The sequence below is a fragment of the Mariprofundus sp. KV genome, assembly GCF_013387475.1.
Lineage (GTDB): Bacteria > Pseudomonadota > Zetaproteobacteria > Mariprofundales > Mariprofundaceae > Mariprofundus.
In genome coordinates this window covers 81,499-101,714 of sequence record NZ_VWNB01000004.1, presented here as the reverse complement: position 1 = coordinate 101,714, position 20,216 = coordinate 81,499, and the positions used below count along the sequence as shown (strand labels likewise).

The following is a 20,216-nucleotide window of genomic DNA, read 5'->3' as shown; positions in this document are numbered from 1 at the left end:
GCAGGGCCTGCTCGGATACGCTGACTTGTTCAGAGTTTCCCTAGAGGCTGTTCACCTTCGCGGCCATGATAAAATCATTCTCATGCAGGCCGCCGATTTTATGGGTATAGAAGGTAATGGTGCAGTAACCCCAGCCATAAGCGATGTCGGGGTGATGCCCCTCCTCCTCTGAGAGTTCACCCACCGTCGCTGCAAACAGCTGCGCATCGACAAAGGTTTTAAAGGTAAAGGAGCGGCGCAGCTGCCTGGCATCATCAGAGAGCTGCCAGCCGGGAATATCAATCAACAACAGCTCGGCCTCTTCTCTGCCCATAGGGGCGACGCCACCCTGACAGGGCAGGCAGCGTTTATCCTGCAGTCGCTTCAAGCGCCCAGCTCATCAGGCGGCGGCACCTGATCAATCACCAGCTTGTACTCAATGGCATCATTGAGCGCCCGATAGGCCGCCTCCAGCACATCGGTGGACACTCCCACTGTACTCCACTTGCGATGACCGTCACTCGATTCGATCAATACACGCACCATCGCCTCGGTTGCCTGTTTGGTGGATAGTACACGCACCTTAAAATCACTCAGCTGCATCGAACTCAGTCCCGGATAGGCATCAACCAGTGCGGCTCTGATCGCTTTATCCATCGCATTGACCGGGCCGTTACCAAGGGCAGCAGCGTGCACCAGTTTACCCCCCACTCGCACCTGCACCGTAGCCTCCGCCTCAGGCGCGTCATGATGCCCGCGCTTCTCATCATAAACACGAAAACGCACCAGCTCAAAGTGGCGTTTAAAACGACCCATCGCACGGCGCAGCAGCAGCTGGAATGAGGCATCGGCCCCCTCAAAAGCGTAACCGGCCGCCTCCAGCTCCTTGATACGTTTTACCGCCTCAGCCACAACCGGATCATCATCTGCCAGCCCCGCCTCCGGCTCAAGAAGCTGCATTTTACTCAATATATTACTGCGTCCGGCCTGATCAGAAACCATGATACGCTGCTCGTTACCCACCAAGCCCGGATCAATATGTTCATAAAGGCTACTCAGCTTGCGGATCGCAGAGACATGAATGCCACCCTTATGGGCAAAGGCATTCTGACCAATAAACGGTTGATGCTTCCAGGGCAGACGATTGGCCATCTCGTTGACAAAACTGGAGAGTGAAAAAAGCTGTTTCAGCTCATCATCAGAGACATCACAATCGATATTCAGCTTAAGTTTCAGAATGGGAATCACCGAGATCAGATTGGCATTACCACAGCGTTCACCGATGCCGTTGATAGTCCCCTGCACCTGCCGGGCTCCGGCCTGCACGGCGGCCACACTGTTGGATACAGCCAGCTCACAGTCATTATGGGCATGAATTCCGATCACCTTGTCCGGAAAACGCGTGACCACCTCCCGCACCACATCAAACACCCGTGATGAGACAGAGCCACCATTGGTATCACAGAGAATCAGCGCATCCGCCCCGCCATCAGCCGCGGCCTGCAGCACCTGCATCGCATACTCAGGGTTGGCGGTATAACCGTCGAAAAAGTGCTCTGCGTCGAACATCACTGTATCAATATGCTGTTTCAGATAGGCCACAGAGCCTGAAACCAGCTGCAGATTCTCCTGCAGCGTAATGCCGAGTGCTTTGGTGGCGTGGATATCCCAGCTTTTACCGAAGATGCAGACCGCGTCTGCACCTGATGCCACAAGATTGTTCAGTCCGTGATCTTTCTCTGCCGCATGGCCCGGCCTGCCGGTTGACCCGAAGGCCACCAGAGCGCTGTTGGGCCAGTCGCGCTGCCGCATCTGTTCAAAGAAGAGATCATCCTTGGGACTGGCTCCCGGCCAGCCACCCTCAATCCAGTCGATGCCGAAGTCGGCAAGGCGATTGGCAATGCGCATCTTATCCTCAACGGAAAAAGCGATGCCTGCCGTCTGGGCGCCGTCGCGAAGTGTAGTGTCGAAGAGTTCTACCTGCTGAGAAGCTTTCATGTATAGCGCCTTTACCTGCAATGGAGGGAGGCGCAATTTTAGACCTGCCGTGATCAAATGTCAGTGGCTTTCCATATTCAGCGAACTATGCTGGAATTTGTACATCACAGATCACCACTGAAGAGGAGAGAAATCATGCGGGCAGTATTCATGCAGGAAGCGGGCAATGCGGATCAATTGCTGGTAGGCGAAGCTGAAAAACCGGCATGTGCTGCCAATGAAATTCTGGTTCAGGTTATCGCTGCCGGCATTAATCCGGTCGATACCAAAGTGCGCAGCAACGGCCTCTTCATGGCCGGCGAGCTACCTGCCATTCTCGGTTGTGACGGTGCCGGCATCGTTGAGGCGGTGGGTGCCGATGTAACCCGCTTTGAACCCGGCGACCCGGTCTACTACTGCTATGGAGGCCTTGGTCAGAAGGCGGGCAACTACGCAGAATATATTGCTGTTCCCGAAGCCTACGTGGCGATGAAACCTGACTGTCTCGACTTTATCGATGCCGCAGCGGCACCGCTGGTGCTGATCACAGCCTGGGAAGCACTCTTTGATCGCGCCCGCATCAACTCAGACCAGAAGGTGTTCATCCATGCCGGTGCAGGTGGCGTTGGTCATGTCGCCATCCAGTTGGCCAAACTGGCCGGCTGTGAAGTGGCAACCACAGTCAGCTCTGATGAAAAAGCCGCTCTGGTCAAACAGCTCGGTGCAGATCTGGCAATCAACTACCGCAATGAAAATATCACGCAGGCACTGCTGGACTGGACTGACAATGCCGGCGTGGATGTCGCCTTTGATACCGTCGGTGGTGATGCCTTCAATCAGCTTGTTGCCGCCACCGCAGTCTATGGTGATATCGTCACCATCCTGCAGGTTCCTGCAGATGCCGACTGGAAAACCATTCGCCTGCGCAATATCCGCATCTCTCAGGAGCTGATGCTCACCCCGATGCTGCTCGGCCTGAATGAGGCGGCAGAACATCACAGTGATATTCTTGAGCAGTGCGCTCAGTTCTTTGATCAGCAGCAGCTCTCAATATTTGTCTCCGAGACCTTGCCTCTGGAGCAGGCGGCTGATGCACACCGCCTGATTGAAGCAGGCGGCATGAGTGGCAAAGTGGTGCTGGAAGTACAGCATATGGATGGTGAAGAAGATGCGTAAACAGACGGAAATCGTAGATGATCCATCCATCACATCAGCCAAACGCAGTGCGACGATTGTCTATGCACTGCAGGCCGCAGCCTTTCTGCTGGCTGTCACCTTCATCGCCGCCGCAGTAGTGAATTATGTGAAAAAGGGTGATGTGGAAAATACATGGATCGCATCTCATTTCCGCTGGCAGATCAGAACCTTCTGGTTCGGATCTCTGTGGCTTCTGCTAGGTGGCATTACCCTGATTATGGGCATCGGCTACTTCATTCTGATGGGTACCGCTGTCTGGGTGATCTATCGTATCGCCAAAGGCTGGCTGGCTCTGCTGGATAACAAACCGATGTATCTGGAGGAGAGTTAACCTCTTTTTTCAGGCTTCTTTTCTAACGCTTCAATAGCCTCTTCCAGAGCGATCTGCGCCTCCCGCTTATCGATGCGCTGATGAATCACCTTCTCTGCAGCATCAACAATCAGATCAGCTGACTGGGCACGAATATCACTGATCGCCTTCAGGCGAGCCGCCTCGGCCTCTTCGTGAAAGTCTCTTGTTTTACGCTCCATCTCTACTTTCCACTCGTCCATCAACTTCCCACGCCGTTCAATAATCCGTCGCTCTGACTCCTCAAACAGCTTTTTCGCCTCATCATCGATATGGGCAAGCTTCTCTGCATAATCGAGCTTAATCTCCTCCACCTCTTCACGCTGATGGCGGGCGGCGTCAATCTCATCCTTAATCAACTGGGTACGCTGATTCAATGTGTTGGCAATGCGTGGCAAAATCCATTTACCAAGCACCACGTAGAGCACAACAAATGAGATGATCGTCCAGAAAATCTGTGAAGAGAAAAATGTGGTATCAAATTGTGGCATGAAGCTTCCTGTTTAAAAAATAGTGCGGCAGATGGTCTGTTGCCCAATGCTGAGGCCGTGACTCTCCTGAGTCAAAACCAGCGCTAACCTTGCCCCATAATGATAAAGGCAATCACCAGCGCATAGAGTGCGATGGTTTCAACCAGTGCAAAGCCGATCCAGGCATATTTGGCCAGTGTCGGCTCGGCTTCCGGTTGTCTGGCAACCGCCTCGATCATCTTGCTGAAGATCATGCCGATACCGATAGCAGCACCTGCCATACCCAACGCGGCCAATCCCATACCAATCGGAATCATTGCTGCAACTTCCATGAAGCCCTCCTAGTTATACCTGATCGTTTTGTACTCAATTAAAGCATAAACCATTAATGTTCCGCCAGTGCATCATCAATATAGACACATGATAACACCACAAATATATAGGCCTGAATAAAGGCGATAATCACCTCTAGGCCAATCTGAATCACGGTAAAACCAAGTGGCAACCACTGCAAAAACCACGGAGCAGCCAAACCTAGCACCGCAAGCACGCCGAGCGCCATATGCCCAGCAGTCATATTGGCAAACAACCTCAAAGCCAACGTGACCGGCCGGGCAAAAAATGAGAGAAGCTCAATGGGTACCATCAACGGCAGCATGATTTTGGGCACCCCTTGCGGAGCAAAAGCGTGAAAGAACCCCCAGCCATGGCGATAAAAGCGTAATCCCGCAGCATAGAGAAAGATGCCGATGGCAAGTGTGCCGGTAACCGCCAGCTGTGAGGTCGGGGTAAAGGCTCCGGGGATCAGGCCCACCAGATTACAGCCGAGGATAAAGGTAAAGAGGGTAAACATCAGCGGAATATACCTCTCCCCTTCACCATGAATATTCAAGCGTGTCTGACGCGCCACAAAGTCGTAAAGCAACTCAGCAATCAGCTGCCCCATGCCGGGCACCAGTTGTGGCCTACGCATCATCAGATGAAGTCCAAGCACAATCACGATAACGGCCACCCACATATAGACTGCGGTATTGGATATCGAGAGATCAACGGGGCCAAGATGAAGATCGTGATAGATGATCACCCTGAAATGCTGCAGTGGCCCGCTCATGTCCATATCAGGGCTCTCCAGCGTCGTTCTTATCCTGCAGGTCGACGACCATCAACTGATAGAGATTGAGAAAACCCGCAGCCAGTCCAAAGATAGCAAACACGATGAGAAAAATCGGACGCGTATCCAGCCAGCGATCAAGAAAAAAGCCGATACCCAATCCGATCATCGTTGAGGCAACGATTTCGGTCCCTACTCTCAATCCCCACTGATGGCCGTGGTGATGCTCTTCCTGTTTCAGCTTGGGCATATTTTTTCCTCATCATATATCCCTGTACGACAGTGCTAGTGTAACACAAAGCGAATCAAAACGGTAAGTACCACATCTGTTTTGCGAGCAATTCTTGTGCCCATATCAGAGGTGGAGGTAGAGAAATATCAACCGATCTGTAATCTGTTACCTGCAGCATCGTCTAACCCATTAAACCGCTGCTGGATAAGTGAGATCAACAGAGCAAGATCACAACGATTGAAGAGCATTTGGAGGCATTGTCATGCAACTTGAACGCGCAATTCTGGCCGGAGGCTGCTTCTGGGGCATGCAGGATCTGATCCGTAAACTTAAAGGAGTGACATCCACACGTGTGGGTTATACAGGTGGTGACGTTAAATATGCCACCTATCGCAATCATGGTTCACATGCCGAAGCTATTGAGATCATCTTCGATCCTGAGCTGATCTCCTACCGCAAGCTACTCGAACTCTTCTTTCAGATTCATGATCCAACCACACCGAATCGTCAGGGTAACGACAGAGGCTCCTCCTATCGCTCAGCCATCTACTATCTGAATGAAATACAGAAAGAGGTCGCCCTCGACACCATTGCCGATGTCGATACCAGTGGCCTGTGGCCCGGTAAAGTCGTTACAGAGGTCGAACCTGCAGGTGAATTCTGGGAGGCGGAAGCGGAACATCAGGATTACCTGCAACGCTATCCCGGCGGTTACACCTGCCACTACCCACGGGCAAACTGGGTATTGCCGAAGCGCCTGAGCAATAAGAGCTAAACCGTTTAATCCGGATTCATCAATATTTACACCTCTGCAGCAGTTGCCAGAGCCGTTCACCGATCGGCCCTATCGGCTCATTGATTCGTCTGAACAGATAGATATCAATTTTCAGCGGATCAAGCTCTTTGCCCGAAAGTGCCAACAAGCGACCATCAGCCAGCTCTTCGGCAACACGGTGAAGCGGCATACGACCCCAGCCTGCACCGGAGAGAATCATGCGTTTCTTCATATCGAAATCATTGACCAGCCACTGGTGCACACCCTCCAGAACACCGGCTGTCTGCTTGGGTTGATTGCGACTGGTATCACGCACCACCACCTGCACACAGTGTTCCAGATCAGATTTCGTAATGGCCGGGTGTCGGGTCGCCAAAGGGAAATCGGCAGAGATGACACTGACCATCTCGGTTGAGGTGAGGCGCACCTCCTCGGTATTGGCAATTGGCATGAAGCGCTCTGCTATAGCGAAATCGACATCCTTCTCCAGCAACCGCTCCAGCGTGCCGCCCATATTCTCAATCTGCAGACTCATGCGCGTGGCGGGTGCCGATTCAGAGACCTCTCTGATCACCGACAACACCTCCTCAACCGGCGCGATAGCACCAAGGGCAATGGAGACCTCTGTCTCCTCCCCCTCAGCAAAATGACGGGCTGTACTGGAGAAGTCTTCACTGCGGGAGAGAATACTTTTGGCTTTGCCGTAGAGCACCTGCCCCTGCGGGGTCAGAACCGGTCGATAATCTTTGCGATCAAACAGGGAGATGCCGAGCTCCTGTTCCAGATTCTTGATGGCAATACTGATCGCCGACTGGCTGCGAAAAAGAGATTGGGAGGCGGCATGAAAACCGCCCTTCTCCACAACAGCACACAAGGCGCGCAACTGATCCAGTGTCATAAGCCAAGCATGAATGATTCGATTTATTAATCAAGACCATCAATTGTTTATGCTTTTATTAAATCATCAACCTCGCAAGAATTGCACTACGCTAAATAAACAGGTGTAAAGGAGGCAGAAGGACGTGTTACGCAACTCATCTACATCATACGGCCTGATTGCCATCCTTATGCACTGGTCGATGGCCATTGCCATCTTCGCCATGTTCGCACTCGGCCTCTGGATGGTGGAACTGAACTATTATGACAGCTGGTATCACGATGCACCCTATATCCACAAAGCAGTGGGCATGCTGCTACTCTTCCTGCTCATCTTCCGATTCATCTGGCGCCTGACCAACAAACGGCCGAATCTGATGGGTGAAACATGGGAGCGGTTCGTAGCACTGCTGGTACACCGTAGCCACTATCTACTGCTGTTTGCCATCACCATCACAGGCTATCTGATCCCTACTGCAGAAGGTGTAGGCATCAGCATATTCGGATGGTTCACTGTGCCCGCCAGCTTCTCATTCACCAAAGAGCAGGCGGATCTGATCGGTCTGATTCACCTGTATGTCGCCTGGGCTGTGATTGGACTTGCTGCTGCACATGCAGGCGCTGCCCTGAAACACCACTTTATTGACAAAGATAACACCCTGTTACGCATGCTTGGCATCAACAAAAAAACCTAAAAGGAGAACAACCATATGAAAATGAAACACCTGCTCACATCACTGATTCTGGCACTTGGTATTACCACCGCTGCACAGGCCACTGAAAACTACGCCTTTGATATCAAAGGCCAGCACGCCTTTATCCAGTTTAAGGTTAAACATCTGGGTTACAGCTGGCTGATCGGTAACTTCAACACATTTAACGGCTCATACAGCTATGATGAAGCCAATCCTGCAAACAACAGCGTCACTGTTGATATCGATGTGGCAAGTGTCGACTCCAACCACGCTGAGCGTGACAAACATCTGCGCAGCGCTGACTTTTTTGATGTCGCCAAATTCCCGAAAGCCACATTTACCAGCACCGGCTTTGAAGACAAAGGTGATGGCACCGCAGTTCTGACAGGCAACTTCACCCTGCGTGGGGTCACCAAAGCGATAGCATTTGATGTCAAACAGATCGGCGCAGGCTCTGACCCATGGGGCGGTTTCCGTCGCGGCTTTGAAGGCTCAACCACACTACACCTCTCCGACTACAACATGCTCAAAGGCGGCATGCTCGGCCCGGTAGCTGAAAATGTAGAGCTATTCTTCTCTATTGAAGGCGTCCGTCAGTAAGCTCTCTGCAGGCCGGGGACTCTCCCCTCCCCTCGCCCCCGGCCTTTTTTAACAACACCCCAAGGAGATCAGCCGATGAGTCAAAACAGGACAGATATCGAAAGTGATATCCACCCGATCATTGCAAGCCGCTGGAGTCCACGCGCTTTTGATCAGGAGAGGTGCGTTGAAACTGAAAAGCTGCTCTCCTGCATAGAAGCAGCACGCTGGTCCTCCTCCTGTTTCGGTGATGAGCCGTGGCGCTTTATTGTGGCGGAGAAAGCATCCAACCCGAATGGCTGGCAGCAGATGCTGGCCACGCTGGCAGAGAAGAATCAGCTATGGGCACAACATGCACCCGTGCTGATTCTGGCCTGCGCTGCCAACAACTTCTCACAAAATGGTAAACCCAACCGCTGGGGTCAGTACGATACCGGCCAGGCGATGATGGCACTGGCTCTGCAGGCCACCTCCACCGGCCTGATCACCCACTCTATGGGTGGCTTTGACCCGGCTGCAGCGGTTGCCACATTCAATATTACTGATGATTTCACGCCCATGAGTGTCACGGCCGTCGGTTATCCGGGAGCGATTGAAACGCTGGATGAGGGGTTTCGGACCACTGAAACCACTCCGCGCAAACGAAAACCGATCAGTGAGATTGCATTCACCACATGGAACAGAAGCTGGAACAGCGAGGAGCAGATATGAACAGGGATCTTTTATCACCCATAGCACTGGCAGGTCATACACTGAACAACCGCATGGTGATGGCACCGCTGACACGTAACCGAGCTCCCGGATCTCTCGCCAATGCGATGATGGCAAAATACTATTCACAGCGGAGCAGCGCCGGACTGATTATCACTGAAGGCACGCAGATCTCAGAGCAGGGTGTCGGATATCCGGCTACACCGGGTATCTACTCCGTGCAGCAGATCGATGGCTGGAAGCAGGTCACCGCTGCCGTGCATGCACAAGGCGGCACTATCTTTGCCCAGCTCTGGCACTGTGGCCGCATCTCCCACCCCAGCTTCCACAATGGTGAACTTCCCGTTGCTCCATCCGCGATCAAACCGGCTGGTGAAGCGGTCACCTATGAGGGTATGCAGCCCTTTGTTGAACCGCGCGCACTATCAAGCGAAGAGATTCCCGGCATTATCGAACAGTACCGCCATGCGGCAGCCTGTGCCAAAGAGGCTGGTTTTGATGGCGTAGAGATCCATGCCGCCAATGGCTATCTGATCGACCAGTTCATTCGTGATGGCAGTAATAAGCGCACGGATCAGTACGGAGGTTCACCGGAGAATCGAACACGCCTGCTGCTGCAAATCGTTGCCGCAGTTGGTGATGAAATCGGTTTCCACAAGGTTGGCGTGCGCCTCTCTCCGATCAATGCCTTTAACGACATCTCCGACTCCGATCCCCAGAGCACATTTAATCATGTGGCAAGCAGCCTCTCGGGCTTGGGACTGGCCTATCTGCATGTTGTGGAGGTGGATATGACAGGACAATCCGATCCTGAATTTGATATGCAGCAGCTGCGTGATCGCTTTGATGGCCTCTATATCGCCAATGGCGGTTATGACAAACACCGGGGCAACCAGAGCATTGCCGGGAAACGGGCTGATATGATCGCTTTCGGTGTTCCATTTCTGGCCAACCCTGATCTTCCTGAGCGTTTCCGAACCGATGCAGCACTGAACACTCCGGATCAAGCCACGTTCTACGGTGGTGATGAACACGGATACACCGACTATCCGGCGCTGGAAGCTGAATAATGGGCATGATGATTGATGGCAGATGGGAACAAGATGATGGCAAATGGGCCTCAAAGGATGGCAAGTTTCATCGTGCTCCTTCGAAATTCCACTGCCCCTCCACCTCGGAGGAGACCGGAGAATATGATCTCAAGGCAGAGAGAGATCGCTATCACCTCTATGTATCACTGGCCTGCCCGTGGGCACACAGAGCCCTGATTTTCAGAAAACTTAAAGGCTTAGAGGAGATCATTCCGGTCACCATCGTACAGCCGCACATGCTCGATCAGGGCTGGCAGTTTTCAGAACCAGAACCGCTCTACGGTTTCACCCACGCGCATCAACTCTACGGCAGAGCCGATCCTCACTATACCGGGCGGGTCACCGTTCCGATCTTCTGGGACAAAAAAGAGGAGCGTATCGTCTGCAATGAATCAGCAGAGATTATCCGCATCTTCAACTCCGCCTTTAATGGACTGACCGGCAATAGCGATGACTACTACCCTGAAGCACTGCGTTCAGAGATTGATGAGATCAATGCATTCGTTTATCCCGGCATCAACAACGGCGTCTACAAATGCGGCTTTGCCACCAAACAAGAGCCCTATGAAGAGGCCTTCGACAATCTCTTCGCTGCACTCGACAAGGTTGAAGAGAGACTGTCAGGACAACGTTATCTGGTTGGCGACCAGATCACTGAGGCTGACTGGTGGCTCTTCACCACATTGATTCGCTTTGATGCGGTCTATGTCGGCCATTTCAAATGCAACCGTAACCGTATCGCTGATATGCCCAACCTCTCGGGCTACCTGCGTGACCTCTATCAACAGCCGGGTATCGCGGAAACGGTGAACTTTGAGCATATTAAAGCGCATTACTACTACTCGCATGCATCGATCAATCCAACCCGCATTGTACCCAAAGGCCCTGCTGATGATTTTACCGCACCACACGACAGAGCTCGATTCAAATCATGAGTATCTCTATTCATTCAGCCATTACCGTACCTGAAGGCGATGGCGTTACCGTTAAACGGCTGATGCCGGTTGGCGGGCTGCGCAATTTCGATCCCTTTGTGCTCTGGGATCACTTCGATATCTCAGGTGGTGGATTCCCTGATCATCCGCATCGTGGTTTTGAGGCGATCACCTATCTCTTTGATGGCGGCATGAACCACGCCGACAATCTGGGCAATGTTGGCACCATTCATGGCGGTGGTGCACAACGATTTACGGCCGGTTCCGGCATTGTGCACTCCGAATTCCCCGATGGCCGCGCCCACGGCATCCAGCTCTGGATCAATCTGCCGCAGCAGCTTAAATCTCTGCCCCCCGCCTATCAGCAGGTTCAGCGCGATGAAATTCCGGAGCTTACTGAGAACGGGGTAACCGTCCGAACCATCGTGGGTGATTCCGGTGCCATATCTCTGCATACAGATGTTGAATATCTGGAGATTCGCATGGCTGGCGATACGAAGTTACAGCGCGCCCTGCCTTCCGGTTTTCGTGGATTCATCTATGCTGTGCAGGGTGAAACACGCATCAATGGTAATCAACTTGGCTACGGTGCAGCTGCATTTATCGAGGATGAATCGCACATTGAAATCACCAGTGAAGCAGGCGCCAGGTTGATGTGGTGTTTTGGCAAGCCACATCATGAGCCGATCTACCAGCACGGCCCGTTTGTAGATTAGGAGGTAACCATGAGCAACGTTCAAACCTATGAAGGCAAAGAGATCACCGTTTTCTTCCATGCAGAGCGCTGCATCCATGCAGGTAAATGCGTACATGGCCTGCCTGATGTTTTCAGAGCAAATGTAGAAGGCCCCTGGATCAACCCGGATGCCTCCGATAGCGAAACCCTGGCAAAACTGATTGAAACCTGCCCTTCCGGTGCGCTTAGTTATGCAAGGAGAGATAGCGAGAGTGAAACAGCGCCTGCAGCAACCAGTGTGCGCGTTGAAACAGACGGGCCACTCATCATGCATGGTGATTTCAGCATCAATGGCCAGGCGCAGCCGTCACCACGCGCCACCCTCTGCAGATGCGGCGCTTCAAAAAACAAACCGTGGTGTGATGGCTCCCATTCTGAGGCTGGATTTTCCGATGCCGGTGCTGTGCAGCCGTTTAATCCGGATGAAAAACCGCAATCTGGCAGTCTGGATATCAAAACCCTGAAAGATGGGCCGCTTTATCTGATTGGCCCGCACAGCATATGTGATGCTGATGGCAAAGCGGCGAGGAGATGTGCCAAAAGTGCGCTGTGCAGATGTGGCGTATCAAAGAGTAAACCCTATTGTGATGGCAGCCATGCCGCAGCCGGATTCAGCAGCGAATAGAAACCTCGGGCGATCAGGAAGAGGTGCGCTGTGAGGCTCTCTCTACCACCTTACGCAGTGCAGCAAAGGTGTAGGGTTTGCTTAGAAAGTCATCCGGCTGGCATGCATCAGAGAGCTTTAATGCGCTATCGGCATCATAACCGGAAGACATCGTGACATAGATCGCAGGATCAATCTCGCGCAGTGCATGCAGGCACTCCACCCCATCCATCTCCGGCATGGTCACATCCAGCAGCACCCAGTCAAAACCTCTATCCACGGAGAAAATTTCAACCGCCTGCATACCGTTACTGGCCACCACCACGCTATGATCAAGCTTCTCAAGCATCCTTTTAGCTACGGTGGCTACCGACTTTTCATCATCGACAACCAGAACCCTGCCCGCTTTTGCTGGTTGAATCTCTGCCACTGAATCAGATTCAAGCATCTCACGCTGACCACAATCACATGGCAGCCAGACGGCAATCGAGGTGCCTTTTCCCGGAATACTATTCACATTCAGACCTGCAGAGTGAGCACGCAAAATACCCAGAATGGCACTCAAACCCAGACCTCGACCTGTAAACTTGGTTGTAAAAAACGGATCGAACATATGTTCAATCACCTCCGGCTCCATACCGCAGCCATTATCCTCCACAGCCGCCACCACATAACAGCCCGGCTGCAGCTCCACCCCGGATACCAGATCCTGTTTTACAGCTTTCAGATCATGACAGGTCAGCGAGAGTGCAATCTCACCCTGCTTATCATCATCGATTGATTCAGCCGCATTGATCATCAGATTTAACAGCACCTGGCTGATCTGCCCCTTATCGCCGCGAATCATATAAGCGTGATCATCTGTGCTTCTGATCAGCTTAATATGTTTACCAACCGACACATCAAGCAGGGATTGCATACCATTGACCAGATCAAGAAGATTAAATGGTTCGATTTTCATCAAGCCTTTACCGGAATAGGCCAACATCTGCCGGCACAGCTCTGTTGCCGCATGTGCTGCAGTATCAATACATGAGAGAGACTCCTGCATCGATTCGGAAAGTTCCCCCTCCATTTTCGCCAACTCGATACTGCCCTGAATGGCTGTGAGGAGATTATTAAAATCGTGGGCCACACCACCGGCCATAATGCCGAGCGACTCCAGTCGCTGTGAGTGTTGAACCTGCCGCTCCAGCTCCCGCTGCTCCTCTTCAGATTTCAGCTTATCACTGATATCAATAGCAAAACCGACAAGCCCCAGAACCTCTCCACCACGGTCAACCACTTTCACCTTGATGATATCAAAGCTCCTGATCTGGCCATCAACACAAGCTATCTCTTCCCTGAACAGGTAAGGCCCATCCGATGCAAGGCAGGCACTGTCGCTCTCCAGTGATTTCGCTCCAAGTTCCGCCGTTAACAACGTGGTGTAATCTGCCGCCTCTCTGGCCTGCTGCTCTGTAACGCCGAACCACTGAGCCCAGACTCTGTTCAAAAACTGAATGCGGCGGTGATGATCCACCATCCAGATACCGACCGGAGAGTGATCGAGAATCACCTGCAGCCGATTCTGCTGATCTTCCAGCAGCCTGTTACTCTCAGCCAGCTTCTGCTGTTGAAATTCGATCTGCGATTTATAGAGATGTGCCAACACCGAAAATGAGAAGACCACAGCAGCCAGACAATAAATCTGAGTCTCTGAATATGGCAGCGTATACATCGCTAAGGTGCTCAACAGCGCACCGAGCAGCAGCCCCAGAATGTATATAAAACACCAGTACTTGGCTCTGTTGGCCGAATGGATAAAGTAGGCAATAAACGGATATCCGGCAACCCAGTAGATACCGGTACCATCAAGACTCTCAAAAACAAACAGCGCTGAGAAAAGCAGGAAATTTCCCAGCATCAGAATATATTCTATAACAGAAAGCGCTACACCTCTACGAATCTGGAACCAGTTAAACAGCGCCAGGAATACCAGGAAGGCCTCGATAGCAGAGACTTCAAAACAGCACTGTTCGAGATAGTGTACGCCGATAAAAAGCAGCAGAACCAGTGCAGAAACCAGATGCACCCATGCCAAAACGTTACGTCTGTCATCGAACATCGACGCAAACCCTCTCTCCGTGACAGAACTCATGCATGCTTTATAGACCCGATTCTTGGCTTAGGCAAGGTGAAGAGACCTGCTCACAGAACAGAAAAACATCCTTTTCAGTGGCCTGTTCAAACATGTAGGGTTGAGGCAAGGAGAGCTTATGCCCATTTATGAATTTCGATGCAGCGATTGCCAGCAGAAGTTTGAGACACTGGTGCGCAACAGCTCTGAAACAGTTGAATGTAAATTCTGCAATAGCAGCAACATTAAAAAACTGATCTCTGCCCACGCCATCACCTCCGGCTCACCGGATACAGCCTGTGGCACTGCCCCCTGCTCTCCGGCACCAGCCTGTGGCGCTGGCGGCTGTTGCCCGGGACTGAACTGAGAACTAAACAAAAATCGTTTGAAAAGGCTCTGACCATGAAAAAACTGTTCGCACTGTTACTCACCCTGCTTCTGATCGGCTGCTCTTCGGAGCCACCCAAACCGTACAATCATCAGCTGGCTGCAGAGAATGCCGCAAAGGGCACTGCTTTCTTACAGCACAATGCGACACAGGATGGCGTCATCACACTGGCCAGTGGCCTGCAGTATAAAATACTCACGGCAGGAACGGGGAAATCCCCTGCACTGAAAGATCATGTCACCGTACACTATCGCGGCACCACCATTGAGGGGCGCGAATTCGATAGCTCTTATGCTCGCGGCAAACCGATGATCTTCCAGACCAACCGCGTTATTCCGGGCTGGACAGAGGCGCTACAGTTGATGAAACAGGGGGCAAAATGGCAGCTCTTTATCCCTGAAAATATCGCTTACGGCGCCCGTGGCGCAGGTGATGCTATCGGCCCGAAAGAGACGCTCATCTTTGAAGTCGAACTACTGCTGGTGCACTGATTAAAGCAGCACTATCAAACACAGATCAGCGCAGCTGCACAGGCTGCTGCTCTTTTGAGCTTATTGGTACTGATCTTGCTGCTTCACTGTTATGAGTTCACCCATGACAACGATCGCTATCGAGCTACCCGCCTGGCTCTCCGATTTCATGGCCGACAACAGGGCAGTATATGTAGAGCCGGAGAGTCGTATGCAGCTGGCTATCGATCTCGCCCGTCAAAATATTGAACTCAAAACAGGCGGCCCGTTTGGCGCAGCCATCTTTGATATGGAGAAGCACACCCTGCTCTCAGCCGGTGTAAATCTGGTTTTTCCATCCAGCTGTTCGATGGCCCATGCAGAGATGGTCGCCATCAGCATTGCCCAGAAAAAACTGGCAACCTTCGATCTGGGCGCAACAAAGTCCCACCGCTACGAACTGGTCACCAGCACTGAACCGTGTGCAATGTGTTTCGGTGCCCTGCCCTGGTCCGGCATCCGCCACCTGAGCTGTGGCGCACGTGATGAGGATGCCCGAGCCATCGGTTTTGATGAGGGACCGAAAATGGCGAACTGGAAAGAGGCACTGGAGGAGCGCGGCATTAGCGTAGAGACGGACATCTGCAGAGATGAGGCTGCGGCGGTGCTAAAGGCGTATGCCATAAATAGTGGAGCGATCTACAATGGCCGCCGGGCTTAAGCAGATAGTCAGAGCGCTAATATGCTGCTTTTCGGCAGCAATCTGCATACCTGCCGCAGGACACTGCGAGAGTTTCTCAACCACCAACCTGCAACTGCTCTACGGCAGCAACTTTCACGACAACTACTACGGCAACAATACCGCCGATGGTAAAATGACCATCCTCACGCTGGAACATTTCGGCATCTGGAGCTACGGCGACCACTACTTCTTTATCGATCTGAAATCAGGCGACTTTCTCGACTTCGCGGGTAATCCGACCGCAAACCGTTCACGCATCTACAGTGAGTGGGCACCGCGCATCAGTCTATCGGCACTCAACGGCAACAATCTCGGCATCGGTATACTCAAAGACGTTTTCATTGCCGCACAGATCAACCGGGATGGTGAAGGATTCCGGGCTGACATGGGTGGTATCGGCATTGATCTGACCATTCCCGGTTTTAACCTGCTCAGCATCAACGGCTACCTGCGTAAGGATAACCTCAACAAAATGACCTGGCAGAGTACCACTGTCTGGATGGTGCCACTGGGCCCATGGCTCTCGTTTGAAGGGTTTATTGATCTCTACGGCACAGATAGCAACGGCATGGAGATCCACAGCCAGCCGCAACTGCTCTTTAATCCGGGCAAAGCGGCTGATCTGGGCTTTGATAACCTGCTCATTGGGCTGGAGTGGTACTACCACCGCAACCGTTATCTCAACAGCAGTGTGTTACAAGGCATGATTAAATGGGTATGGTAACAACCATGCCAATGCGTCATACCCTGCTCCTGCTGTGCAGCCTCCTTCTGCTGCCGATCTCCAGCTATGCAGAGGAAGCCATCAGCCTGCAACTGAAGTGGAAACACGCATTCCAGTTTGCCGGTTTCTACATCGCCAAAGAGAAAGGTTTTTACAGTGAGGCAGGGCTGGATGTCACACTGATCGAAGGTGGCCCCGGCAAGAATCCGATAGACCATGTACTGACTGCTCCCGGTCATTACGGGCTTACCGATACCGGCATTGTGCTAGCCCGCTCCAACCAAAAACCGGTGAAAGCTCTGGCTGCAATCTTTCAACACTCACCACTGGCTCTGGCTGTGCGGGAAGATTCAGGTATCAGGACCTTTGAGGAGCTACGCGGCAAACGGATCATGATGCAGTCAGGCCATATGGATGCCGTGATTCTGGCTGCCCTGAACAAGGCAAAACTGTCAGGGAACGATTTCACCAGACAGGATAGCAGCTTTAACATCCATGACCTTATTGATGGCAATACCGATGCGTTCAGCATCTATATCACCGATCAACCCCATCAACTGCAAGAGCTTGGCGTATCCTTTCGCACCCTGCATCCGATTGAATACGGCATCGATTTTTACGGTGATGTTCTTTTCACCTCGGAAGAGGAGATTAAGAAACATCCGGAACGAACGGCTGCATTTGTTCAGGCCAGCCTGAAAGGCTGGAGTTATGCACTGGAACATATTGATGAGACCATTGAACTGATTCAGGCCAGATACAACACGCAGAACCTCTCTCCCGGCCAGCTCTATTTTGAAGCCGAAAAAACCAGTGAGATGGTCCTCAAGGATGTCGTACAGATCGGTTATATGAGCCCTTCCCGCTGGCAGAGAATTATCGACACCTATGCCATGTTAGGGCTCATCTCTCAACGCAGCTCCGCCAGTGAACTCGTCTATACCCGAGAGCCGACATTCTCAGACTTCCTCAAGCAGTATCAGTGGCAACTACTTGTCGGCAGCCTGATCATTCTACTGCTGATCTTCGCACTGCAATCAACACTGCTGCGACGCATGGTGCACAACCGAACCGAAAAGCTGGAGGCTAGTGAAGCACGCTTCAGATCACTGGTGGGAAATATTCCCGGTGCCGTGTTCCGCTGCATGCCGGAAGATGCGTGCAGCATGGATTTTATCAGCGGAGAGGTCCAAGCCATCACCGGTTACCCGGCATCTGACTTTATTCATAACCACAACCGCTCTTACCGCGCGCTTATCCATAGCGATGAGAAAGAGCTGGTGACCACCACCATCCGAAAAGCGCTGAAAAATGGAACACCCTATACCCTAGAATACCGCATCATCGATGCTGATGGCGTGGAGCGATGGGTCGTTGAATCAGGGCAACCTGGCCATGATAAGGGTGATCATGCGGCATGGATTGACGGCTGTATTTTTGACATCTCAAACCGCAAGCGCTCCGAAGAGCTGCAACTCTCTACTGCAGCCATTCTTGAGATGGTGGCAGGCAACCGGACTCTGGAAGAGATATTCTCCCGCATCATCAGCATCTATGAGCAGCGTTATCCGGGTATGCGCGCCTCAATCCTTCTGATCAAAGAGAACCGTCTCAGAGCCGGCTTCGTTGCCAGCCTTCCCGATGCCTACAATGCCGCCATTGATGGCCTTGAGATCGGCCCTTCAGTCGGTTCTTGCGGCACCGCAGCCTTCCATAAAAAACGGGTGATTGTTGAAGATATTGAACACGACCCGCTCTGGGCCGATTATGCCGAATTCACGATCGGCTTTAATCTAAGGGCCTGCTGGTCTGAGCCGATATTCAGCTCAGATGGTGAGGTTCTCGGCACCTTTGCCATGTACTACGATCATCCGCGTCTGCCTGATGCGGAGGAGATATCCGATATCGCCAATGCCGCTCGTCTGGCTGCCATCGCTATCGAGAGAAACCTCTATATGGAGAAGATGAGAAAACTCTCCAGCGCCATTGAACAGGCCAGTGAGGTGGTCACCATCACCAACAACAAGGGTGAAATAGAGTATGTAAATCCAGCCTTTACCCGCATCACCGGCTTCAGCAGCGAAGAGGCGATGGGCCAGACTCCGGAGCTGTTCCGCTCTGATGAGTATAAAGCCCTGGCCATTGAAATTCGCAAAATCATTCAGCGCGGCGATGCCTGGCAGGGTAAAATCACCGAGAAGAAGAAGGATGGTACCACCTATCCGGCCATGCTTACCCTCTCCCCGATTCGCGATGAAGAGGGAACCATCACCCACTATGTCGGTGTACATGAAGATATTTCACATATTCAGGAGCTGGAAGCGCAGTTTTATCAGGCTCAGAAGATGGAGGCGATCGGCACGCTCGTCGGTGGCATTGCCCATGATTTCAACAACATGCTGGCAGGCATTACCGGCAACATCTATCTGGCCAAAAAATATGTCGCGGATCAACCCAACGTCAGCGAGAAACTCGATAACACCCAGAAGTTGATCGGAAGAGCCGCAGAGATGATCAAACAACTGCTCACCTTTGCGAAAAAAGGTATTGTTGAGAAACGCACGGTACTGCTCACACCCTTTCTGAAAGAGACATTTAGCCTGCATAAAGTCACCATCCCTGAGGATGTTGATCTGACCCTGGATATCGACACAAACACAAACATGAAGGTATCAGCAGATATCACCCAGCTTCAGCAGGTGCTGCTGAATCTGATGACCAACGCGCGTGATGCCGTGGAGGGGGAAAGTCACCCCTCGATTGCCATTCAATTAAGCGAATACCGGCCTGACACCGATTTCCTTGCCGGGCATGAATCGGCCAGAGAGACCCCATATGCCCATATCTCTGTATCGGACAACGGCCACGGCATCCCCGAAGAGAGTATCCATGCCATTTTTGAACCCTTCTTCACGACCAAATCGGTCGGCAAGGGTACCGGTCTGGGGCTGTCGATGGTCTTCGGTTCAATCCAGTCCCATGACGGCATTATTGATGTCAGCAGCGAGGTTGGCAGAGGCTGTACATTCCATATCTATCTGCCGCTCATCAGCATTGATGAGACACCGGCCCTGACAACCACAACAGTCTCGAAAGGCTCCGATGGAGAGACGATCCTGCTTGTTGATGATGAGAGCGATGTACTGACCATTATCGGTGAAGTTATTGAGAGCCTTGGCTACAACGTGTTAACAGCTGAAAATGGTGAGCAGGCACTGGAGCTCTACCGAAGCAACCCGGATGCTATCGACCTTATTCTCACGGATGTCGTGATGCCAAAAATGGGTGGTCTGGAACTGGCCAAAGCGATCCGTCAAAGCGATCCGGAGACCCCCATCATCTTCGCCACCGGTTATGATAAGAAGCAGGAGATTGAAATTGAAAGCGGGCTGCACGGTTATGCGATTCTCAACAAACCCTTCTCCGTTGAACTGCTGGAACAGACCTTGAGCAGAATGCTGGAGATTAAAAAGTAAG

23 protein-coding genes are annotated in these 20,216 nt (G+C 52.2%); 15 read left to right on the top strand and 8 right to left on the bottom strand.

Annotated elements, in window-relative coordinates; all coding sequences use genetic code 11:
• Positions 1 to 40 precede the first annotated feature (40 nt).
• Together F3F93_RS04425 and cimA are read right to left on the bottom strand one after the other, a co-directional pair.
• Entirely contained in the window at positions 41 to 313 is a 273-nt protein-coding gene (locus F3F93_RS04425) for a 4a-hydroxytetrahydrobiopterin dehydratase (RefSeq protein ID WP_176958057.1), read from the bottom strand.
• 50 nt (positions 314 to 363) lie between these two features.
• Positions 364 to 1,977 carry a citramalate synthase gene (gene cimA / locus F3F93_RS04420; RefSeq protein ID WP_176957965.1) on the bottom strand — a complete coding sequence of 538 codons (1,614 nt, stop codon included), beginning with the start codon at positions 1,975 to 1,977 and terminating at the stop codon, positions 364 to 366.
• Between the two features lie 135 nt (positions 1,978 to 2,112).
• On the opposite strand from cimA, the gene F3F93_RS04415 reads away from it, so the two are divergent.
• Both F3F93_RS04415 and F3F93_RS04410 read left to right on the top strand, forming a co-directional pair.
• On the top strand, positions 2,113 to 3,132 hold the full coding sequence (locus F3F93_RS04415) for a zinc-dependent alcohol dehydrogenase family protein (RefSeq protein ID WP_176957964.1): 1,020 nt from the start codon (positions 2,113 to 2,115) through the stop codon (positions 3,130 to 3,132).
• Positions 3,125 to 3,484, top strand: a complete 360-nt coding sequence (locus F3F93_RS04410) for a hypothetical protein (RefSeq protein WP_176957963.1) — start codon at positions 3,125 to 3,127, stop codon at positions 3,482 to 3,484. The genes F3F93_RS04415 and F3F93_RS04410 overlap by 8 nt, the downstream gene beginning before the upstream one ends.
• Here F3F93_RS04410 and F3F93_RS04405 read toward each other — a convergent pair.
• The 4 genes from F3F93_RS04405 to F3F93_RS04390 form a co-directional block, all read right to left on the bottom strand.
• Positions 3,481 to 3,993 (bottom strand): ATP synthase F0 subunit B, encoded by a 513-nt coding sequence (locus tag F3F93_RS04405; RefSeq protein ID WP_176957962.1) that lies wholly within the window; start codon positions 3,991 to 3,993, stop codon positions 3,481 to 3,483. The genes F3F93_RS04410 and F3F93_RS04405 overlap by 4 nt on opposite strands.
• An 83-nt stretch (positions 3,994 to 4,076) precedes the next feature.
• Positions 4,077 to 4,304 (bottom strand): ATP synthase F0 subunit C, encoded by a 228-nt coding sequence (gene atpE / locus F3F93_RS04400; protein ID WP_176957961.1) that lies wholly within the window; start codon positions 4,302 to 4,304, stop codon positions 4,077 to 4,079.
• 53 nt (positions 4,305 to 4,357) lie between these two features.
• Positions 4,358 to 5,083: a F0F1 ATP synthase subunit A gene (locus tag F3F93_RS04395; RefSeq protein WP_206675370.1), complete on the bottom strand. Its 726-nt coding sequence runs from the start codon at positions 5,081 to 5,083 to the stop codon at positions 4,358 to 4,360.
• A 7-nt stretch (positions 5,084 to 5,090) separates the two neighbouring features.
• Entirely contained in the window at positions 5,091 to 5,333 is a 243-nt protein-coding gene (locus F3F93_RS04390; RefSeq protein WP_176957959.1) for an AtpZ/AtpI family protein, read from the bottom strand.
• A 244-nt stretch (positions 5,334 to 5,577) separates the two neighbouring features.
• On the opposite strand from F3F93_RS04390, the gene msrA reads away from it, so the two are divergent.
• Entirely contained in the window at positions 5,578 to 6,090 is a 513-nt protein-coding gene (msrA, locus tag F3F93_RS04385) for a peptide-methionine (S)-S-oxide reductase MsrA (RefSeq protein WP_176957958.1), read from the top strand.
• 19 nt (positions 6,091 to 6,109) lie between these two features.
• Here the strand turns inward: msrA and F3F93_RS04380 are convergent, their stop codons facing one another.
• A complete protein-coding gene (locus tag F3F93_RS04380) occupies positions 6,110 to 6,988 on the bottom strand; it encodes a LysR family transcriptional regulator (RefSeq protein WP_176957957.1) in 879 nt (292 codons plus the stop codon).
• Positions 6,989 to 7,112: 124 nt separating this feature from the next.
• Here F3F93_RS04380 and F3F93_RS04375 point away from each other — a divergent pair, with 124 nt between their 5' ends.
• The 7 genes from F3F93_RS04375 to F3F93_RS04345 all read left to right on the top strand — a co-directional run bounded on the left by F3F93_RS04375 (position 7,113) and on the right by F3F93_RS04345 (position 12,338).
• Positions 7,113 to 7,661 (top strand): cytochrome b/b6 domain-containing protein, encoded by a 549-nt coding sequence (locus F3F93_RS04375; protein WP_176957956.1) that lies wholly within the window; start codon positions 7,113 to 7,115, stop codon positions 7,659 to 7,661.
• A 15-nt stretch (positions 7,662 to 7,676) separates the two neighbouring features.
• On the top strand, positions 7,677 to 8,261 hold the full coding sequence (locus F3F93_RS04370; protein WP_176957955.1) for a YceI family protein: 585 nt from the start codon (positions 7,677 to 7,679) through the stop codon (positions 8,259 to 8,261).
• A gap of 75 nt (positions 8,262 to 8,336) precedes the next feature.
• Entirely contained in the window at positions 8,337 to 8,951 is a 615-nt protein-coding gene (locus F3F93_RS04365; RefSeq protein WP_176957954.1) for a nitroreductase family protein, read from the top strand.
• Positions 8,948 to 10,021 (top strand): alkene reductase, encoded by a 1,074-nt coding sequence (locus F3F93_RS04360; protein ID WP_176957953.1) that lies wholly within the window; start codon positions 8,948 to 8,950, stop codon positions 10,019 to 10,021. The genes F3F93_RS04365 and F3F93_RS04360 overlap by 4 nt, the downstream gene beginning before the upstream one ends.
• Complete coding sequence (locus F3F93_RS04355) at positions 10,021 to 10,977, top strand: glutathione S-transferase family protein (RefSeq protein WP_176957952.1); 957 nt, start codon at positions 10,021 to 10,023, stop codon at positions 10,975 to 10,977. Before F3F93_RS04360 ends, F3F93_RS04355 begins: the two co-directional genes overlap by 1 nt.
• Entirely contained in the window at positions 10,974 to 11,693 is a 720-nt protein-coding gene (locus F3F93_RS04350; RefSeq protein ID WP_176957951.1) for a pirin family protein, read from the top strand. The genes F3F93_RS04355 and F3F93_RS04350 overlap by 4 nt, the downstream gene beginning before the upstream one ends.
• 9 nt (positions 11,694 to 11,702) lie before the next feature.
• On the top strand, positions 11,703 to 12,338 hold the full coding sequence (locus F3F93_RS04345; RefSeq protein ID WP_176957950.1) for a CDGSH iron-sulfur domain-containing protein: 636 nt from the start codon (positions 11,703 to 11,705) through the stop codon (positions 12,336 to 12,338).
• Positions 12,339 to 12,351: 13 nt separating this feature from the next.
• Here the strand turns inward: F3F93_RS04345 and F3F93_RS04340 are convergent, their stop codons facing one another.
• Positions 12,352 to 14,457 carry a PAS domain-containing sensor histidine kinase gene (locus F3F93_RS04340; protein WP_241696964.1) on the bottom strand — a complete coding sequence of 702 codons (2,106 nt, stop codon included), beginning with the start codon at positions 14,455 to 14,457 and terminating at the stop codon, positions 12,352 to 12,354.
• Between the two features lie 118 nt (positions 14,458 to 14,575).
• Here F3F93_RS04340 and F3F93_RS04335 point away from each other — a divergent pair, with 118 nt between their 5' ends.
• From F3F93_RS04335 to F3F93_RS04315, 5 genes are all read left to right on the top strand, one after another.
• A complete protein-coding gene (locus tag F3F93_RS04335) occupies positions 14,576 to 14,803 on the top strand; it encodes a zinc ribbon domain-containing protein (protein WP_176957949.1) in 228 nt (75 codons plus the stop codon).
• Positions 14,804 to 14,838: 35 nt separating this feature from the next.
• Positions 14,839 to 15,315 carry an FKBP-type peptidyl-prolyl cis-trans isomerase gene (locus F3F93_RS04330; protein WP_176957948.1) on the top strand — a complete coding sequence of 159 codons (477 nt, stop codon included), beginning with the start codon at positions 14,839 to 14,841 and terminating at the stop codon, positions 15,313 to 15,315.
• 103 nt (positions 15,316 to 15,418) lie between these two features.
• Positions 15,419 to 15,994, top strand: coding sequence for a nucleoside deaminase (locus F3F93_RS04325; RefSeq protein ID WP_241696963.1), 576 nt, complete (start codon positions 15,419 to 15,421; stop codon positions 15,992 to 15,994).
• On the top strand, positions 15,978 to 16,739 hold the full coding sequence (locus F3F93_RS04320) for an outer membrane protein OmpK (protein ID WP_176957946.1): 762 nt from the start codon (positions 15,978 to 15,980) through the stop codon (positions 16,737 to 16,739). Before F3F93_RS04325 ends, F3F93_RS04320 begins: the two co-directional genes overlap by 17 nt.
• A gap of 5 nt (positions 16,740 to 16,744) precedes the next feature.
• Complete coding sequence (locus F3F93_RS04315; RefSeq protein ID WP_176957945.1) at positions 16,745 to 20,215, top strand: ABC transporter substrate-binding protein; 3,471 nt, start codon at positions 16,745 to 16,747, stop codon at positions 20,213 to 20,215.
• Position 20,216: the final 1 nt, after the last annotated feature.

Coding starts and splice junctions, on each gene's coding strand:
- F3F93_RS04425 (WP_176958057.1), bottom strand. CDS start 313: ATGGGCAGAGAAGAGGCCGAGCTGTTGTTGATTGATATTCCCGGCTGG.
- cimA (WP_176957965.1), bottom strand. CDS start 1,977: ATGAAAGCTTCTCAGCAGGTAGAACTCTTCGACACTACACTTCGCGAC.
- F3F93_RS04415 (WP_176957964.1), top strand. CDS start 2,113: ATGCGGGCAGTATTCATGCAGGAAGCGGGCAATGCGGATCAATTGCTG.
- F3F93_RS04410 (WP_176957963.1), top strand. CDS start 3,125: ATGCGTAAACAGACGGAAATCGTAGATGATCCATCCATCACATCAGCC.
- F3F93_RS04405 (WP_176957962.1), bottom strand. CDS start 3,993: ATGCCACAATTTGATACCACATTTTTCTCTTCACAGATTTTCTGGACG.
- atpE (WP_176957961.1), bottom strand. CDS start 4,304: ATGGAAGTTGCAGCAATGATTCCGATTGGTATGGGATTGGCCGCGTTG.
- F3F93_RS04395 (WP_206675370.1), bottom strand. CDS start 5,083: ATGAGCGGGCCACTGCAGCATTTCAGGGTGATCATCTATCACGATCTT.
- F3F93_RS04390 (WP_176957959.1), bottom strand. CDS start 5,333: ATGCCCAAGCTGAAACAGGAAGAGCATCACCACGGCCATCAGTGGGGA.
- msrA (WP_176957958.1), top strand. CDS start 5,578: ATGCAACTTGAACGCGCAATTCTGGCCGGAGGCTGCTTCTGGGGCATG.
- F3F93_RS04380 (WP_176957957.1), bottom strand. CDS start 6,988: ATGACACTGGATCAGTTGCGCGCCTTGTGTGCTGTTGTGGAGAAGGGC.
- F3F93_RS04370 (WP_176957955.1), top strand. CDS start 7,677: ATGAAAATGAAACACCTGCTCACATCACTGATTCTGGCACTTGGTATT.
- F3F93_RS04365 (WP_176957954.1), top strand. CDS start 8,337: ATGAGTCAAAACAGGACAGATATCGAAAGTGATATCCACCCGATCATT.
- F3F93_RS04360 (WP_176957953.1), top strand. CDS start 8,948: ATGAACAGGGATCTTTTATCACCCATAGCACTGGCAGGTCATACACTG.
- F3F93_RS04355 (WP_176957952.1), top strand. CDS start 10,021: ATGGGCATGATGATTGATGGCAGATGGGAACAAGATGATGGCAAATGG.
- F3F93_RS04350 (WP_176957951.1), top strand. CDS start 10,974: ATGAGTATCTCTATTCATTCAGCCATTACCGTACCTGAAGGCGATGGC.
- F3F93_RS04345 (WP_176957950.1), top strand. CDS start 11,703: ATGAGCAACGTTCAAACCTATGAAGGCAAAGAGATCACCGTTTTCTTC.
- F3F93_RS04340 (WP_241696964.1), bottom strand. CDS start 14,457: ATGAGTTCTGTCACGGAGAGAGGGTTTGCGTCGATGTTCGATGACAGA.
- F3F93_RS04335 (WP_176957949.1), top strand. CDS start 14,576: ATGCCCATTTATGAATTTCGATGCAGCGATTGCCAGCAGAAGTTTGAG.
- F3F93_RS04330 (WP_176957948.1), top strand. CDS start 14,839: ATGAAAAAACTGTTCGCACTGTTACTCACCCTGCTTCTGATCGGCTGC.
- F3F93_RS04325 (WP_241696963.1), top strand. CDS start 15,419: ATGACAACGATCGCTATCGAGCTACCCGCCTGGCTCTCCGATTTCATG.
- F3F93_RS04320 (WP_176957946.1), top strand. CDS start 15,978: ATGGCCGCCGGGCTTAAGCAGATAGTCAGAGCGCTAATATGCTGCTTT.
- F3F93_RS04315 (WP_176957945.1), top strand. CDS start 16,745: ATGCCAATGCGTCATACCCTGCTCCTGCTGTGCAGCCTCCTTCTGCTG.